General features: G+C 69.7%; 16 protein-coding genes. 6 read left to right on the forward strand and 10 right to left on the reverse strand.

Annotated elements, in window-relative coordinates; all coding sequences use genetic code 11:
* Nucleotides 1-100: 100 nt before the first annotated feature.
* Complete coding sequence (locus ACFV15_RS38765; protein ID WP_378357208.1) at nt 101-478, reverse strand: VOC family protein; 378 nt, start codon at nt 476-478, stop codon at nt 101-103.
* An 84-nt stretch (nt 479-562) separates the two neighbouring features.
* Here ACFV15_RS38765 and ACFV15_RS38770 point away from each other — a divergent pair, with 84 nt between their 5' ends.
* The 3 genes from ACFV15_RS38770 to ACFV15_RS38780 all read left to right on the forward strand — a co-directional run bounded on the left by ACFV15_RS38770 (nt 563) and on the right by ACFV15_RS38780 (nt 3,518).
* Nucleotides 563-1,333 (forward strand): TetR/AcrR family transcriptional regulator, encoded by a 771-nt coding sequence (locus ACFV15_RS38770; protein ID WP_378357209.1) that lies wholly within the window; start codon nt 563-565, stop codon nt 1,331-1,333.
* Between the two features lie 65 nt (nt 1,334-1,398).
* Nucleotides 1,399-2,322 (forward strand): alpha/beta hydrolase, encoded by a 924-nt coding sequence (locus tag ACFV15_RS38775; protein ID WP_378357211.1) that lies wholly within the window; start codon nt 1,399-1,401, stop codon nt 2,320-2,322.
* Nucleotides 2,319-3,518, forward strand: a complete 1,200-nt coding sequence (locus ACFV15_RS38780) for an alpha/beta hydrolase (RefSeq protein ID WP_378357213.1) — start codon at nt 2,319-2,321, stop codon at nt 3,516-3,518. Before ACFV15_RS38775 ends, ACFV15_RS38780 begins: the two co-directional genes overlap by 4 nt.
* Before the next feature lie 413 nt (nt 3,519-3,931).
* Here ACFV15_RS38780 and ACFV15_RS38785 read toward each other — a convergent pair whose 3' ends face one another.
* Nucleotides 3,932-4,921 (reverse strand): hypothetical protein, encoded by a 990-nt coding sequence (locus tag ACFV15_RS38785; RefSeq protein WP_378357214.1) that lies wholly within the window; start codon nt 4,919-4,921, stop codon nt 3,932-3,934.
* Nucleotides 4,922-5,042: 121 nt separating this feature from the next.
* On the opposite strand from ACFV15_RS38785, the gene ACFV15_RS38790 reads away from it, so the two are divergent.
* Nucleotides 5,043-8,030: a BTAD domain-containing putative transcriptional regulator gene (locus ACFV15_RS38790; protein ID WP_378357215.1), complete on the forward strand. Its 2,988-nt coding sequence runs from the start codon at nt 5,043-5,045 to the stop codon at nt 8,028-8,030.
* Here ACFV15_RS38790 and ACFV15_RS38795 read toward each other — a convergent pair.
* From ACFV15_RS38795 to dop, 5 genes are all read right to left on the reverse strand, one after another.
* Complete coding sequence (locus ACFV15_RS38795) at nt 8,014-8,850, reverse strand: hypothetical protein (RefSeq protein WP_378357217.1); 837 nt, start codon at nt 8,848-8,850, stop codon at nt 8,014-8,016. The two genes, ACFV15_RS38790 and ACFV15_RS38795, sit on opposite strands and share 17 nt — an antisense overlap.
* Before the next feature lie 271 nt (nt 8,851-9,121).
* A complete protein-coding gene (gene prcA / locus ACFV15_RS38800; protein WP_378357219.1) occupies nt 9,122-9,865 on the reverse strand; it encodes a proteasome subunit alpha in 744 nt (247 codons plus the stop codon).
* 41 nt (nt 9,866-9,906) lie between these two features.
* Entirely contained in the window at nt 9,907-10,755 is an 849-nt protein-coding gene (prcB, locus tag ACFV15_RS38805; RefSeq protein ID WP_378357220.1) for a proteasome subunit beta, read from the reverse strand.
* 42 nt (nt 10,756-10,797) lie between these two features.
* On the reverse strand, nt 10,798-10,992 hold the full coding sequence (locus tag ACFV15_RS38810) for a ubiquitin-like protein Pup (protein WP_378357222.1): 195 nt from the start codon (nt 10,990-10,992) through the stop codon (nt 10,798-10,800).
* An 84-nt stretch (nt 10,993-11,076) separates the two neighbouring features.
* Nucleotides 11,077-12,579, reverse strand: a complete 1,503-nt coding sequence (gene dop / locus ACFV15_RS38815) for a depupylase/deamidase Dop (RefSeq protein ID WP_378357223.1) — start codon at nt 12,577-12,579, stop codon at nt 11,077-11,079.
* A 40-nt stretch (nt 12,580-12,619) separates the two neighbouring features.
* On the opposite strand from dop, the gene ACFV15_RS38820 reads away from it, so the two are divergent.
* Entirely contained in the window at nt 12,620-13,132 is a 513-nt protein-coding gene (locus ACFV15_RS38820; protein WP_378357224.1) for an NUDIX hydrolase, read from the forward strand.
* Here the strand turns inward: ACFV15_RS38820 and ACFV15_RS38825 are convergent.
* Genes ACFV15_RS38825 through ACFV15_RS38835 form a run of 3 tightly spaced genes read right to left on the reverse strand, consistent with a single transcriptional unit; the run spans nt 13,126 to nt 15,037 of the window.
* Nucleotides 13,126-13,713: a hypothetical protein gene (locus tag ACFV15_RS38825; RefSeq protein ID WP_378357226.1), complete on the reverse strand. Its 588-nt coding sequence runs from the start codon at nt 13,711-13,713 to the stop codon at nt 13,126-13,128. The two genes, ACFV15_RS38820 and ACFV15_RS38825, sit on opposite strands and share 7 nt — an antisense overlap.
* Nucleotides 13,714-13,736: 23 nt before the next feature.
* Nucleotides 13,737-14,687 (reverse strand): aldo/keto reductase, encoded by a 951-nt coding sequence (locus tag ACFV15_RS38830; RefSeq protein WP_378357228.1) that lies wholly within the window; start codon nt 14,685-14,687, stop codon nt 13,737-13,739.
* Nucleotides 14,688-14,707: 20 nt separating this feature from the next.
* On the reverse strand, nt 14,708-15,037 hold the full coding sequence (locus ACFV15_RS38835; protein ID WP_378357230.1) for a hypothetical protein: 330 nt from the start codon (nt 15,035-15,037) through the stop codon (nt 14,708-14,710).
* A 117-nt stretch (nt 15,038-15,154) separates the two neighbouring features.
* Between ACFV15_RS38835 and ACFV15_RS38840 the strand changes: the two genes are divergently transcribed.
* Complete coding sequence (locus tag ACFV15_RS38840) at nt 15,155-16,084, forward strand: DMT family transporter (protein WP_378357231.1); 930 nt, start codon at nt 15,155-15,157, stop codon at nt 16,082-16,084.
* Nucleotides 16,085-16,167 lie beyond the last annotated feature (83 nt).

Here is a 16,167-nt window from a genome sequence, read left to right on the forward strand (position 1 = left end):
TTCACCCACAACATCCCCCCCCCCCCGCCCATCACCACCACCCACTCCACTACCCTACCGACCGGCCGGCGGGCGGGGATACCCCCCCCCCCCCAAACCCTCACGCCCCCCACTCGACGAGTTGGACGATCACCCCGTTCGGGTCGGTGACCTGGAAGAGCTTTTCGCCCCAAGGCTCTTCGCGCAGCGCCATGGTGATGGCGACGCCCTCGTCGCGAAGCCTGCGCTCCTCGTCTTCGATGCCCGTGACGACGAGCGCGACGATGAGCCCGGCCGCGTGCTGGTCACGGAAGCCTTCCGGGAGCACCTCGATCCCCCGCCGCAGGAAGATCACGTCCATCGCCGCGTCGTCCCGCGTCAGCGAGGCGAACCCTTCCGCGGCCATCTGCTCACGGAAGCCGAAGTGCCGAGTCATGAACGCGCTCGAAGCCGGCACGTCGTCGACGTTCAGGGAGATGGCCGAAGCTGTGACCTGCAAGTAAGTCCCTCTCAAGAGCGAATCTAAAACTTCGTACGATGTACAGAGTACCTAGTACGAGGTTTCTGCGCAAGGATGGAGCCCATGCCGATCGACCGCAGCAGTGCCGGCGACCCCGCACGCACCCTCGAACTGCTCTGGCGCGAGCCGGGCCACCGGCCGGCCGCGCGCGGGCCGAAGCAGGGCAAGACCGTCGACGAGGTGGTCGAGGCCGCCATCGAGCTGGCCGACAAGACCGGCATCGAGGCCGTCACCATGCGCCGGGTCGCCGAGGCGGTCGGCGTCGCGCCGATGTCGCTCTACACCTACGTCCCCGGCAAGGCCGAGCTGCTCGACCTGATGCTCGACCTCGTCTATCAGCGGATGCCACGTGCCGCGCACGACGGGAAGTCGTGGCGTGAGCGAGTGCGCGCGGTCGCCGAGGAGAACCGCGCGCTGTACGAGCGGCACCCGTGGGTGGCGAATGTCTCAACCATCCGCCCGCCGCTCGGTCCCGGCCTGATGGCGAAGTACGACCACGAGCTCCAGGCCTTCGACGGCACGCCACTCGACGAGGTCGAGACCGACGCCGCGCTGACCTACGTGCTGTCGTTCGTGAACTCCGCCTCGCGCGCGGCGGCCGAGCAGAAGAGTTCCCAGCTCGACGGCCTGCTGGGCGACGACGAATGGTGGGCGGCCAATGAACCCTTGCTCACCAGGGTCTTCGACGCCGAGGCCCACCCGACGGCCGCGCGGATCGGGTCGGCGGCGGGTGCGGCGCACCAGTCCTCCTACAACGCCGAGCACGCCTACGGATTCGGACTCGACCGGGTGATCGACGGGCTCGGCGTGCTCATCGAAGGGCGCGCTCACTGAATACTCATAAGCACCGAATAGAGTGATCGGAAGGGGCTGGCGCTAACGCAGGGGTGGAGTTCTGGATGCGGGTGAAGACCAAGGTGCGGTTCGCCGTCCCCGCGGCGGTGCTACTGGCCGCCGGGTGCGCGACGGCGCAGAGCAGCGCGCCCGCGATGACGGTGCCGCTGACCGGCACCCAGCAGGCCTCGCTGACCGCGGGCGCCGTGTCGACCGTGCGCATCCCCGCCGCCAGCTCCGCGTTCCGCGCGCGTGACGCGAAGGTCTACCTCCCGCCGGGCTATGGCGCCGGATCGGCCAAACCTCCGGTGCTGGTGCTGCTTTCCGGTGTGCCTGGCGATGTCGCCGACTGGTTCGACGACGGCGAGGTCGTCCAGGCGCTCGACGAGTACGCCACCGAGCACAACGGGCGGATGCCCGTGATCGTCGCGCCGGACGACACCGGTGTCGACGACGAAGACCTGCTCTGCATGGACAGCCCGCTCGGCAACGTCGACGCGTACCTCAGCCAGGACGTGCCCGCCTGGGTCAACGCGCACCTGCGCGTCGACGGCAACACGCGCAACTGGGCCGTCGCCGGTGTCTCCTACGGCGGCACGTGCGCGTTCGAACTCGCCGTGCGGCATCCCAAGCTGTACCCGACTTTCCTCGACTTCTCCGGCGAGGACCGGCCGATGCGCGAGACCAGGGAAGCCGCCATCGACGAGGTCTTCAACGGTGACGAAGCCGCCTACGACCGCCAGGACCCGCTGAAGATCCTGGAAACCAAGAAGTTTCCCGAATCGGCGGGCGTCTTCGCGGCGGGCGATGACGACGAACCGTTCACCAGCCAGATGCCGAACGCCGTCGACGCCGCGGAGAAGGCGGGCATGCAGGTGAAGTCGATGGTCGTGCCCGGCGGGCACGACTGGGACACCTGGAGCACCGCGTTCCGCGACTCGCTGCCGTTCCTGAACGAGCGGATGGGCCTGGAAGCGGGTAACCCGTGATCGCCGACCCGGTGCTGCCCAACGAGATCACCGACCGCGCCCGCCAGCTCGGGCCGCTGGAGTCGCCCCTGATCTGGCTCACCGCCGCGGCGTGGACGGTCGCCGCGATCACGGTCGCCGTGTGCCTGTGGCGCAACCGCCGTGTCCGCCGCTGGAGCCTGACGGGCGCCGGAGTCTTCTTCCTGGTCGCCGCGATCACCGCGGTCAACACCTACGTCGGTTACGTCCGCACCCCCGACGACCTCGGCAAGCTGCTCCAGAAGGGCGGCGGCGTCCTCAACGCGGCAGGCCGCTTCCTCGACGACGGCAAGAACGACCCCGAGGCACCGAGCCCCGTGCCCGGCGCCAACGTCAGCCCGCCGGGTGCCCCGCCGAAGAAGGGCGAGGCGCGCACCGAGACGGTCACCCTCGCCGACCCGCCCAACAAGATCCCGGCGGGCCAGAATCTCGTACTGCTGCCGCCCGGCTACTTCGACCCGGAGAACGCCGGCCGCCGCTACCCGGTCGTCTACCTGGTGCACGGCTACCCGTTCGGCGGCCCCCGCGACTGGCTCACCTCCGGCGACGCACCCGGCAGCCTCGACTCGCTCGGCAAGGCGAAACTGATCTCGCCGATGATCGTGGTCAGCGTCGACATGACCGCGGGGCAGCCCAGCCAGGACTGGGAAGGCCTGAACATCCCCGGCGGCCCCCAGCTGGAGAACTACCTGGCGAACACGGTCGTCCCTGCCATCGACCAGCGCTACCGCACGGTCAACGACCGCAGCGGCCGCGCGCTGGGCGGCATGTCCGGCGGCGGCTTCGCGGCGCTGAACATCGGCCTGCACCACGTCCAGCAGTTCGGCACGCTGGTCATCGCGCTGCCGTACGACGACCTGAACAACTCGATCAGCGTGCTCGGCGGCGACCAGGCGGCCATTCGCGCGGACACGCCCCGGCAGTATCTGCCGACCATGGACTTCCCCGCCCCGGTCGCGGTGATGCTCGCGGTCGGCTCGGGCGCACCGACGGACGTGACGACGGCCAAGCGCATCGCGGACGCCTTGCACGCCCGCGGGCAGGAAGCCGTGGTGCACGTGGAGCGCGGCTTCAACCACACCTGGCACACGGCCCGCGCGACTTTGCCGTACCTGCTCGTGTTCGCGGACCGGCATTTCCACTCCCCCGGTTCCGCAGCGGGCCCCTCGACTCCCTAAGCCCCGGGGAACTCCTCGCCTCGCGCAAGCTTCCGCTGGCCAAGGACTCGTGAGTGTTGCCGACGGTTATTGTGCGGAAAGCCAAATGTGGCTGGGTGAGGCGCGCACTGAAGCCTCGGGTGGGTGTGAAGCGAGGGGACCTTTGGGTGCGTAGTACGCACTCGGGGGCACCCTCGCTTCACGATGGGTTCTGGCGGAGTCCGCGACCCCCGCGTCGCAGCGCACACCCCCTACGCGAACCATGGGGCGGGTTGAACGGGTTGAACGGGGCGTTTGTGTCGCTCAGCGTTGTGAACGCGGCGTTCATTCCTTCAACCGCCCCGGGAGGGCGACTTTGCCGGGACCCCGGCACGCCGTAAGGGCCTTCGCCTGCCGCGCCCCACGGCTGACGAAGGCCCTCACGTCCCCTCCTCTTACTTGACGGTCAGGCGGTACTCGACGCCGCCCACGTCGACGCCCTGCCCGTCCGTCTGGTTCACCCGGACCACGAACTGCCCGCCCGCCGCGGCCGCGCCCGCGGTGAAGACGATCTTGGTCGGGATGCGTTCACGGCTCTTCAGCACCAGGCCGTCGATGCGGGCGAACTTGCCGTCCACGATCTCCACCGTCGTGTCACCCGCCGGCCGCACGCCGACGCCGCGCTGGCCTGCCTGCTTCCACCTGGCCGCCAGCTCGGGGCCGAGGTCGACGACGATCCTTCCGGGACCCACGAAGGGTTTCCCGTCCGCCGCCAGCACGAGGTTGGTCTTGAAGTCGCCTTCGCGCCACGGGTTGCCGACCATGAACGGCTCCGGCTGCGGCTGCAACTGGGGCAGCTCGACGGTGTTCACGTTGTGCCAGCCGATGTTGTTGTTATTGCGGGTGTTGGTCAGCGTGTTGGGGCCCTCGGCCGTCGTCATCGTGTCGGCCGCGGAGTCCCATCTGGCCAGCAGGCAGTAGTGACCGGGGCCGGGCACGCCGTTCCACGGCAGCACCAGCTCGGTCCCGCCGGGCGGCACCGTCACGCCGTACGCGTCGGTGATCTTGGTCCAGTCGTCGAAGGGGTCCGCGTCGCCGCCCCAGTTCGCCGCGCCGCCCATGGCCGTGTAGTACAGCCGCAGCGTGCCGTTGACGTCGGTCTCCGCGCCCGCCTTGCGGTTGAGCTTGACGTGCACCCAGTTCAGCTGGCCGACGATCGGGTTGTGGTCGACGGCGCAGCCCGCGTCCCATGGCGGGCAGACCCAGATGTCCGGGCTGGACCAGACAGCGCCCGCGCTGGGCTCCGCGCCCGCCACGTCGGCTGCGTTGTCCTTGATGAACACGTCACGGTACGAGGGCGTCGCCGACGCCGGGACCGCGCCCAGCAGCATTGCCGCGAGCGCGGCCACGAACACGGCGGACCGCCGCCGCTGAAGACTTCGCATGATCGGTTCCCCTTCGCTGTGGATCGGTTGCCGGTCAAGCCTCGGCTCGGCTGGTTGTGAAGCGGTTGTCGTCCGGTTGGCCGTTTTCGCACCTCTCGCGCGTGGATACGCTCGCTCCACCATGGGAAGCGAGCTGCGCGTACTCGGCCCGGTCGAGGCGGTCGGCCCCGCCGGGCCCTGCGTGCTGCACGGCGCCCGCCAGCGCGCGGTGCTCGGCGTGCTCGCGCTGCACGCGGGCAGCGTCGTGCCCAGCAGCAGGCTGGTGGACATGCTCTGGGGCGAGGACCCTCCGCGCACGGCCGTCAAGACGCTGCACAGCCATGTCGCGCGGATCCGTCAGGCACTCGACGCCTGCGGGTTCGGCCAGGTGCTGCACACCCGCAATCCCGGTTACCTGCTCGCCGTCGACCCGGACACGGTCGACGCGCTGCTGTTCGAGCGCCGCGTCCGCGAGGCCAAAAAGGACCCCAGCCTGGAGAGCGCGGCCTCGGCGCTGCGCTCGGCGATGACGCTCTGGCGTGGTGACGCCTTCGCCGACACCGCGCTAGCCGGCTGGGCCAGCCGCGAAATCGACCGGCTGCACGAGCTGAGGCTGTCCGCCATTGAAGATCTCTGGGACGCCGAGCTGCGACTGGGAAACCACGAGGACGCCGCCCGTGAGCTCGCCAGGCTGCAGGCCGAGTACCCGGCACGCGAACGCCTCGCCGCCGCGCACATGCTCGCCCTGTACCGCTGCGGCCGCTACACCGACGCGCTGGAAACGTTCGGCGTCGTCCGCCAGCGGCTCGCCGAAGAGCTGGGTGTCGATCCTGGACCGGAGCTGATCGCGCTGCACACCGCGATCCTGCGCCGCGATCCCGACCTCGAACCCGGGCAGGCGACGACCGGGGTGCCCGCCCAGATTCCGGCCAGGGTCGGCCATTTCACCGGCCGCGACACCGAACTGGCCGGGCTGGACCGGCTGCTCGACGAGCCCGAACGCCCGATCGTCGTCGTCTCCGGCGCGGCGGGCATGGGCAAGACCGCGCTCGCCGTCCAGTGGGCGCACCGGATCGCGGGCCGGTTCCCCGGCGGCAGGCTGTTCCTCGACCTGCGCGGGCACGACCCGCGCCGCGCGATGTCCGCCGCGGACGCGCTCGCGCATCTGCTGCGCAGCCTCGACCTGCCCGACGAGCGCATTCCCGGCGACCTCACCGAGCGCGCCGGGCTCTACCGCTCGCTGCTGCACAACCGGCGCTGCGCCATCGTGATCGACAACGCGGGCGACGTCGAGCAGGTGCTGCCGCTGATCCCCGGCACCGATCAGGCGCTGCTGGTGATCACGAGCAGGCAGGCGCTCGCCGCGCTCGGCAGCAGGCACGCGGTGCACCCGATCGCGCTGGATTCGTTCTCCCACGCGGAATCGGTGGCGCTGCTGACCCGGGTGCTCGGCGCCGAGCGGGTGGCACGCGAGCCGGGACCGACCGCGCGGCTGGCGCACCTGTGCGGCGGGATGCCACTCGCGCTGCGCATCGCCGCGGCCAGGCTCGCCGGCGACCCTCGCCGGTCGATCGCGGAACTCGCCGCCGAGCTGGCGGGTGCGGGCAGGCTCGACAACCTCGCGGTGGAAGGCGATTCGCGGACGGTACGCACCGTACTCGCCAGCGCGTACCAGCCGCTGAGCCCTGACCAGATGACCTTGTTCCGCAGGCTCGGGCTCGTGCCGGGCGCGACGTTCAGCACCTCGCTCGGCGCGGCGATCTGCGCGATGCCGGTCGCACTCGCACGGTCGGCCGCCGCCGAGCTGAGCACCGCGCACCTGATGACCCCCGCAGGCGCGGACCGGTTCCGCTTCCACGACCTGATCCGCGAATTCGCCCGCCAGTGCGCGAGCACCGACGAGGCACCGGACGCGCTGGCCGAAGCGGGCGACCGGCTCGTCGACTGGTACCTCTGCGTCGCCGCCGCGGCCAACAAGGCCATCGACCCCAACCGCGACCTGGTCGACCCCGAGCCGGTGCACCCGGTGACCGACCTGCCGTTCGAGCCGGAACGGCACGCGGCGCTGGCGTTCCTCGACGCCGAGCGCGACAACCTGCTGCCCGTGGTCCGCTACGCGCGCGAGCGCGGCAGCCTCGCCGCGACCTGGCAGCTCACCTACCTGCTGACCAGCTTCTACGACACCACCGGCCATTGGCAGGAGCGGGTCGAGCTGTGCCGCGAAGGCGCCGCCGCGGCCACCGAACTCGGCGACCCGCTCGCCGAGAGCGAGATGCTGCGCGCGCTCGGCGTGTCCTACTTCATGACCAGGCGGCTCACGGATGCCCTGGCCACCAACGCTTTGGCGCTGCGCACCGTCCAGGCGGCCGGTGACCTCGACGGCGAGGGCCACGTCTACAACAACACCGCCAACGCCTACGCCGAGCTGCGCCGGTTCGACGAGGCGATCGTCGCGCACAAGCTCGCCGTCGCGCGCTGCGCCACCGCCGAGAACCACCTCGGCCGCGCGCTGTCGCAACGCAACCTCGGCCACACCTACATCCAGATGGGCCGCGCCGCCGAAAGCCTCGCCCCGCTCACCGACGCGCTGACCACGTTCCGCAAGCTCGGCAACGCCAGGCTCGAAGCGGCCACTTTGGACACACTCGGCGAGGCCTACCTCGAACTAGGCGATCACGCCGCCGCGCTCACCCATCTCGGCGAGGCACTCGACGGCAGCCGCTCGATCGGTGACCGCTGGCAGGAATGGGAATCACTGCTCCACACCGGTCTCGTCCACTTGGGACTGGAAGACTTCGCCGCCGCGCTGGCCGACTTCGAGCAGGCGTTGCTGATCAGCCGTGACGTCGGCGACCGGCACGGCGAAGCGTCCGCGCTCGGCCAGCTCGGCCGGGCTCAACTCGGGGCCGGAAACCTCGACGCGGCACGGGAAAACCTCGAACTGGCACTGTCCGTGCGCACGGTCGTGCCTGACCCCTACGAAGAGGCCCGGCTGCACCGCGATCTGGCCGAGCTGGCGGACCGTCAAGAGAGGGCGGCCGCCGCGTCCACCCACCGGGCCAGGGCCCGCTCCCTGTTCCGGCAGGCGAACGCGACGGCCGAAGCCGAAGCCGTCAACGCCACGGCTTGATGGTCACGACCGTCCGCCTCATCCCGAGCTTTCCGCCGGCGGGCTGGAAGAACTCGATCTCGAACTTCACCTCACGATCGATCGGCAGCAGCTGCACTTTCGCCTTCGTCAACGGCTGGCCCGCCTGCAGCGTGAGCACCGCGTCCCGCACCGGCACGTAACCCACCGGGCCGCCCGGTCCTTCGACCGTCCGGTAGTGGACGGTCATCGTCTGCGAGCCGTTCGCGGTGGCCTGCGCGCCACCGAAGCCGAACCCGTACACCGGCACTTCGCAGTACTTCCAGCAGATCTTGCCGTCAGGAGCGACCACCACCGCGTCCGGCGCCGGTTTCGCGTCGTCGTCGTTCACCGCGTTAGGCACCCGGTCCTCGGCGACGATCAACCCGGACGGCTCGAACAGCTCGACCCAGAACGCCTCGTTCTGCTCGGGCAGGAAGTCCTGGTTCACGGCGACGTCGACGTACTTGGTCTCCAGCGAGTCCTTCCAGGACAGCTCACCCGTCAGCGGCATCGACGGGTCGGCGCCGTAGTCACTGCCGTTGTCCGCGCTGAACTCGGGGAAGACCCCGTGCGCCTTGCCGTCGACCACGCGGTACCGGACCGTGCCGGTCGCCGTGCACCCCGCGGGCGCGGTGACCGTCACGGGGATCCGGTACTTGCGCGGTGTGAGCCCCGACCCCTCCGGCTGCGCCTGCCACTGCGCGCTCACCGTCGCCGCCGGGCACGGCGCGGGCTCCTCCGCCTGACCGACCGAAGCCGAGGCGAACCCGCCTGCCGCCATCAGCAGCACCCCGACCAGTGCGCGCACCTTCGCTCTCATCGACACCCCCGTGCGTGATGCGCGGCGCACCCCGCGCCCCGCTGAGTCCTGGGTAACGCATCCCGGTTGTCATTCGGTTGTGAGCACGATCGAAGACGCCAGGGGTCGTGAGTGTTCAGACCGGTTAGAACCGGCCGTACCACTCACGACGCGTTCATGTGTCCAGCCGACGAGAGGGGCGACTTTGCCAGTGTGCCGACATAAAGCGAGGGTGCCCCCGGGTGCGTGTTAAGCACCTGGGGGCACCCTCGCGTCAAAGCTGGAACCCAAGCTAGTCCTTGGGCTTGTCTTCCTTGGCGTCCTCGTCCTTCGGCGCCTCGGGCACCGCGGGCAGCAGCGCGTCGAGCGCCGCGCCGGTGAGCCTGCGGAACGAGCGGCGCGGGCGGTCACGGTCGAGCACCGCGACCTCCAGCTTGATCGGGTCCGCCTCGACCTTGCCGTTGGTGGTGACCGACCGCAGCGCGGTGACCGCGATGCCGACCGCGGGGCCGAGGTCGAGCTCGGCCTCGTAGGCTTCCTTCATCTTGGTGGAGATCGCCTCCGCCTGGCCGCCCATCACCACGAACTGCGGCTCGTCGAAGATCGAACCGTCGTAGGTCAGCCGGTAGAGCTGGTCCTCGGCGGACGAAGCGCCGACCTCGGCGACACAGATCTCCACCTCGAACGGCTTGAGCTGCTCGGTGAAGATGCTGCCCAGCGTCGCGGCGTACGCGTTCGCCAGCGCACGCGCGCTGACGTCACGCCGGTCGTACTGGTAGCCCTTGAGGTCCGCGTGCCGGATGCCGGCCACCCGCAGGTTCTCGAACTCGCTGTACCGGCCCACCGCGGCGAAGCCGATGTGGTCGTAGATCTCGGACACCTTGTGCAGCGTCGCCGACGTGTTCTCGGCGACGAACAGGATCCCGCCGCGGTATTTCAGCGCGACAACACTGCGGCCCTTCGCGATTCCCTTGCGCGCGAGCTCGGACCGCTCCCGCATCAACTGCTCAGGAGAGGCGTACAGCGGCATCGTCACGGTTGTTGCTCCGTTCTAGAGATCCAAAGAGGGGCAGGCACTCAGCGTCCGCGCGCGTTCTCGGCGCGGCCGTTCACCACGGCCTCGGCCACGGCGGCCGCCTGCTCCTTCGGCAGCGCGACGGCACCGTGCTCGGCGGTGATGGTGACCACCGTCGGGTAGATGCGCCGCACCAGGTCCGGCCCGCCGGTCGCCGAGTCGTCGTCGGCCGCGTCATACAACGCCTCGACCGCCACCCTGGTGGCGCCTTCGACATCCGCGTCGGGGTCGAACAGCTTCTTCAGCGACGACTTCGCGAACAGCGAACCCGAGCCGATCGCGTGGTACCCGGCGTGCTCCTCGTACCGGCCACCGGTCACGTCGTACGACACGATCCGGCCTGCCCGCTTGGGGTCGTCGGCCTCGGTGTCGTAGCCCGCGAACAGCGGCAGCACCGCGAGACCCGCCATCGCGATCTCGAGGTTCTGCTTGACCATCGTGGCGAGCTTGTTCGACTTACCGTCGAGGGACAGCGAAACGCCCTCGATCTTCTCGTAGTGCGCCAGCTCGACCGCGTACAGCCGCACCATCTCCAGCGCGAGCCCCGCGGTGCCCGCGATGCCGACCGCGGAGTACTCGTCGGTGACGTAGACCTTGTCCATGTCGCGGGTGGCGATCAGGTTGCCGGAGGTGGCCCTGCGGTCACCGGCGATCAGCACGCCACCGGCGAAGGTGACCGCGACGATCGTGGTGCCGTGCGGGACGTCCGGTGCCTGCGTGCCCGGCGCCATGCGCGCGCTGGGCAGCAGCTCAGGGGCCTGCGCGCGCAAGAAGTCGGAGAACGACGAGGTCGCCGACGAAAAGTAGGCAGCGGGCAGCGCGGAGCCCTGGTTACCAGCGGTGTTTCCCATACGTGCTCTCAGGTCCAATCTGTGAAACGGGGCGGAGGAGGCTTACTGACCACCCTTTTGCACGTACGCGCGCACGAAGTCTTCGGCGTTCTCTTCCAGCACGTCGTCGATCTCGTCCAGGATCGTGTCGACGTCTTCGCCGAGCTTCTCGCGGCGTTCCTGGCCGGCCGAACCGTCGGCGCCGATCTCCTCGTCGGAGTCGCCGCCGCCATGCTTTTCGATCTTTTCCTGAGCCATTTCGCCTCCAGGTGTAGCCGTCGTTTCCTAGCCTACCCAGCAGTCATGACATTTTCGCCACACTGAGCGGAGTGTCAGACCGTGCTAGTCCGAACCCGTCAAAGCCTCGACCAGTTCCTCAGCGGTCGCCGCGTCGTCCAGCAGCTTCCCGACGTGCGCTTTCGTGCCCCGGAGGGGCTCCAGGGTCGGGATCCGCACCAGCGACTCACGCCCCACATCGAAGATCACCGAATCCCACGAAGCGGCCGCGATCGAGGTCGCGTACTTCTCCAGCGCGCGGCCGCGGAAGTAGGCGCGGGTGTCCGACGGCGGGGTGGTGATGGCCGCCTGGACCTCTTCCTCGGTGACCAGCCGCTTCATCGACCCTCGGGTCACCAGCCGGTTGTAGAGGCCCTTGGCGAGGCGCACGTCCGAGTACTGCAGGTCGACCAGGCGCAGCCGCGGCGCGCCCCAGGCGAGCTGGTCACGGGCCCGGTAGCCCTCCAGCAGCCGCAGCTTGGCAGGCCAGTCCAGCCGGTCGGCGCACTCCTGCGGGTCGCGGGCGAGCGCGTCGAGGATCTCGCCCCACACCCGCAGCACCTCTTTGGACGCCTCGTCCGCGCCGGTCCGCTCCAGGTTCGCCGAAGCGATCTCGTGGTAGGCGAACTGCAGGTCCAGCCCGGTGTACTTGCGCCCGTTCGCCAGCGCGACCTTCACCTTGAGTGTCGGGTCGTGGCTGATCTGGTGCACCGCGCGCACCGGCTCGTCCAGCTTCAGGTCGTCGAACCGGATACCGGACTCGATCATGTCCAGCACCAGCGCGGTCGTGCCGACCTTGAGGTACGTCGAGTATTCGGACAGGTTCGCGTCGCCGATGATGACGTGCAGCCTGCGGTACTTGTCCGCGTCGGCGTGCGGCTCGTCGCGGGTGTTGATGATGCCGCGCTTGAGCGTGGTCTCCAGGCCGACCTCGACCTCGATGTAGTCGGAGCGCTGCGAGAGCTGGAAGCCCGCTTCCTCGCTCTGCGGCCCGACGCCGACCCGGCCGGAGCCGGTGATGACCTGCCGCGACACGAAGAACGGCGTCAGCCCGGCGATCACGGCCGTGAACGGCGTCGAACGCGCCATCAGGTAGTTCTCGTGCGTGCCGTAGCTCGCGCCCTTACCGTCGACGTTGTTCTTGTAGAGCTGCAGCTGGGGCTGGCCCGGCACGGTGGCCGCCTTCATCGCGGCGAGCTCCATCACCCGCTCCCCCGCCTTGTCCCAGATCACCGCGTCACGCGCGTTGGTGACCTCGGGCGCCGAGTACTCGGGGTGCGCGTGGTCGACGTAGAGCCGCGCGCCATTGGTGAGGATGACGTTCGCCGCGCCCAGGTCCTCGACGTCGGGGTCGTGCCCCGGCCCGCCGGGACCCGCCAGGTCGAAGCCACGCGCGTCGCGCAGTGGCGACTCCACCTCGTAGTCCCATCGGGCGCGCCGGGCGCGCGGTATGTCCGCGGCCGCCGCGTAGGCCAGCACCACTTGAGTCGAGGTCAACACCGGGTTCGCCGTCGCGTCGCCCGGCACCGAGATGCCGTACTCGACTTCGGTTCCCATGATCCGCCGCATGCACACACCCTACGGGTTGAGGCACTGCGATGATGGCCGCGTGTCTGCCAGTGACGAACTCGTTGCCCTCTATGACCCCGCTGGAGCAGTGGTCGGAAGCGCACCCAGGAGGGTGATGCGGGCCGAAGGTCTGTGGCACGCCTCGGGCGTGGTGCTGGTCCGTTCGGGCGACGGAACCGCCGTTTACGTCCATTTGCGCGCCCCTGACAAGGATGTCTATCCCGGTACGTGGGACTGCTGGGCAGGCGGCGTGGTCGCGGCAGGCGAGACCCCTGCCGAGTGCGCGACCCGCGAACTCGCTGAAGAACTCGGCATCACAGGAGTAAGCCCGGTACCCCTGTTCGTCGACGTTTATCAGGACGGGACGATCCGCTGCCACAACTTCGCCTTCGAAGTGCGCTGGGACGGGCCGGTGGTCCATCAGCCGGAGGAGATCGTCGACGGCCGGTGGCTGCCGCTGGAGGAGCTGCGTGCCTGGGTCGACGACCCGGACAGCCCGTTCATCCCGGACGGCCGCCAGGGCATCCGGGAATGGTTCCGCCGTTACTACTGATCGAGCTTCTCGGCCGCGAGCGGCGCGAGCCGCTTGGCCGCGTCCAGCGCCCGTGCGGCCGAACCCGCGGTGACCTGCACGGCCGAGAGCGTGGCGTCCTTCGCCAGCAGGACCGTGCACGTCGGGCCCGTGCACCAGACACGCTGGGCGTCGACACCGGCCTGCGCCGGGATGGTGTGCTGCTGGCCGTCGCATTTGACCGCCTTGAGCGCGGCTCCGGCATCCTTCGGCGGGATCGAGACCACCCGCTGGTTCAGCGACGCGCCGCTCGGATACCACCAGGACGCTTCACCGACCACGGTGTCGGGCAGCTCGGCCAGGCAGCCCTTCGCCGGGCCGACGGCGGCGCGCTGGACGCCCTCGTCCGCCAAGTCGGAGGCGGTCAGCAGCACCGGCCGTTCGACGCTCACCGAAACGGACGGCTTGGGCGGCGGCGGGGCGGGCGTGGCGGACGGTGACGGCGGTTTCGCCGACGGAGTGGGGTCGTCGTAGTAGGTGTCGAGGTCGTTCGGCCGATCGGCACAGCCCGACAATCCCAGCAGCGCGACCGCGGCGACTACGGCCACTCCCCGATGAGGCATGGGCAGGAGAGTAGTCGAGCCGATCACTGCCACCGCAGGGAGGATCGGCTCGCCCAGTAGTCCGTGGCGGATTCACGGAAACCACACAGCAGCGCCAAATCATCGGCGCCGAGTTCGAGTACTGCCGCTTGGAGATTCGTGGCGAGCTGTGCGGTGCTCGCCGGTCCGACGAGCACGGTCGACGCCCACGGCTGCGCCAGCACCGCCGCCACGGCGACCGCGTCCGGCGTGACATTCCGGTCGCTCGCGAACCGCGCGATGACCGGCGGCGGCTCGGCCACGAGCCTGCCGTTGGCGAGGGTTTCCTTGACCAGCACGGAATTCCCGGCGTTCGCGGCTTCGGCGAGCGCGTCGCCCGCCGATTGTTCGAGCAGGTTCCACGTGGACTGGACCGAGGTGAAGACCGGACGTCCTTGCGCGGTCAGCTCGAACGCGCGGCGAATCGTGTCGGCCTGCGCGGGCCCTGACGTGGAGAAACCGACGCGTACGCCGTCATCCGCCAGCGCCGCCAGCGCTTCCAGCAGTGCCCGGTCGTCGAAGAGCGGACTGTCCACGGTCAGCGAATGCACTTGGTAGAGCGCGAGCACGTCGCCGAGCCGCTCGCGGCTTTCCGTCCACTGTGTACGGAATCGGGTGAGCGAATGCTCTTTGGCCTCGTGCACCTCCGCGTCCAGCCGCCAGCCTCCGACGTAGGCGTAACCCCATTTGCTCGACACCGTCACGCCTTCGGGGCGCCGGTCAGTCAGCCATTCGGCCAGGAAGTCCTCGGCCAGCCCATATGACCGCGCCGTGTCGATCCAGCGGACTCCGGCTTGATAAGCGGCGTCGAGCACCTCGTGCGTCGCGCGCTTCATGGCCTCGATGTCGCGGTGGGGCGGCAGCTGGTCGATCCGGCCGAGGTTGATGTACGCGGGGCGGCCGAGCGCGGCCAGGCCGAGCCCGATCCTGGACAGCGGGTGCGTGGAAGTGGACACCCAAGCACCCTAACGGGCCGCTACCCCTCATGCCTGCGCAGAATTTCCAGCCACTGCCCCGAATTCTGAACCTGCCTGTGCAGTTTTTCCAACCGCGCGGCCGGCGCGCGCACATACCCCTTGCCGAAGACAGGCGCGATCTGACGCAGGCTCGCACCCTCCTCGCGCGCGGCGAGCAGCAGCCAGTCGGACGCGTTCGCGCACGCCGTCGACGCCTGCCGGAATTCGCCGAGCAACCCGATGATCGCGTCCGCGCCCAGCTCGCCCCGCCTGACCGCTTCCGTAGCGTTTTCGAGCCACGCCAAGACATCTGCCGACGTGATCGGCGCGCTCATCCTCTGCTCACTCATGCCCCGCAGTATAGGTCGTTATACGCGCGATTCGCGGCGCGGCGCGCCGGGAGACCTTCGACACCCATGGCGGAAATCCGCTGGCATCGGAAGTGCCTTGCCCGTTGACTGAGTGCCATGACCGGCAACATCGGGATCGCGCTGCGATTCAGCCTGCTCGCGACGCTGTGGGGCGCGAGTTTCCTCTTCATCAAGGTCGGCCTCACCGGCCTCTCCCCCGGTCAGGTCGCGCTCGCCCGCCTCGCGTTCGGCGCGCTCGCGCTGACCCTCATCGTGGTGATCCAGCGCCCGCGCCTGCCCCGCGAACCGGTCATCTGGGGGCATTTCGCCGTGATGGGCCTGCTGATGTGCGTGATCCCGTTCCAGCTGTTCGCCTGGGCCGAAACCCGCATCTCCTCCGGGCTGGCCAGCATCTTCAACGCGACCACGCCACTGCTCACCGTCCTCATCGGCGGCGTGATCCTGCGCCGGGAACGCATCACCCGCGGCGCCGCGATCGGCCTCGGATTCGGGTTCGCGGGCGTGCTCACGATCGTCGGCGTCTGGAACGGCCTCGGCACCGCGGACCTGCTCGGCCAGCTCGCCTGCCTCGGCGCGGCGACCTGCTACGGCACGTCCTTCGTGTACATGCGCCATTTCCTCGGCAAGCGCCACATCGAGCCGACCGTGCTCGCGTTCGGCCAGGTCGCGCTCGGCACGGTCGTGATGCTCGCGCTCAGCCCGCTGGTGGCCACGGGGCCTGTCCACCTGAGCGTCCCGGTCGTGCTCAGCATGGCCGCGCTCGGCATGCTCAGCACGGGCGTCGCCTACATCTGGAACGCCCGCATCATCGTCGCCTGGGGCGCCACGAACGCGGCGGCGGTCACCTACCTGACCCCGGTCGTCGGCGTCGTGCTCGGCGTGGCCGTGCTCCACGAACCCTTGAGCTGGAACCAGCCCGCCGGCGCGCTGCTGGTCATCCTGGGCATCCTCGCCGCCCACGGCCGCCTCACCCTCAAACGCCGCCGCCCCGAACCCGTCGCCGTCGGCTCTGGCGCCCAGGCATGAGTGAACGCCCCGTTCACAACGCTGAACGTTGTGAACGGGGCGTTCACGTGGGCCGAAGCGAACGGGGCGGCACCGCCACGCGG

The organism is Amycolatopsis sp. NPDC059657, assembly GCF_042734395.1.
Lineage (GTDB): Bacteria > Actinomycetota > Actinomycetes > Mycobacteriales > Pseudonocardiaceae > Amycolatopsis.

Coding starts and splice junctions, on each gene's coding strand:
- ACFV15_RS38835 (WP_378357230.1), bottom strand. CDS start 15,037: ATGAGTGAGCAGAGGATGAGCGCGCCGATCACGTCGGCAGATGTCTTG.
- ACFV15_RS38810 (WP_378357222.1), bottom strand. CDS start 10,992: ATGGCTCAGGAAAAGATCGAAAAGCATGGCGGCGGCGACTCCGACGAG.
- ACFV15_RS38795 (WP_378357217.1), bottom strand. CDS start 8,850: ATGAGAGCGAAGGTGCGCGCACTGGTCGGGGTGCTGCTGATGGCGGCA.
- ACFV15_RS38785 (WP_378357214.1), bottom strand. CDS start 4,921: ATGCGAAGTCTTCAGCGGCGGCGGTCCGCCGTGTTCGTGGCCGCGCTC.
- ACFV15_RS38840 (WP_378357231.1), top strand. CDS start 15,155: ATGACCGGCAACATCGGGATCGCGCTGCGATTCAGCCTGCTCGCGACG.
- prcB (WP_378357220.1), bottom strand. CDS start 10,755: ATGGGAAACACCGCTGGTAACCAGGGCTCCGCGCTGCCCGCTGCCTAC.
- ACFV15_RS38770 (WP_378357209.1), top strand. CDS start 563: ATGCCGATCGACCGCAGCAGTGCCGGCGACCCCGCACGCACCCTCGAA.
- ACFV15_RS38775 (WP_378357211.1), top strand. CDS start 1,399: ATGCGGGTGAAGACCAAGGTGCGGTTCGCCGTCCCCGCGGCGGTGCTA.
- ACFV15_RS38825 (WP_378357226.1), bottom strand. CDS start 13,713: ATGCCTCATCGGGGAGTGGCCGTAGTCGCCGCGGTCGCGCTGCTGGGA.
- dop (WP_378357223.1), bottom strand. CDS start 12,579: ATGCGGCGGATCATGGGAACCGAAGTCGAGTACGGCATCTCGGTGCCG.
- ACFV15_RS38790 (WP_378357215.1), top strand. CDS start 5,043: ATGGGAAGCGAGCTGCGCGTACTCGGCCCGGTCGAGGCGGTCGGCCCC.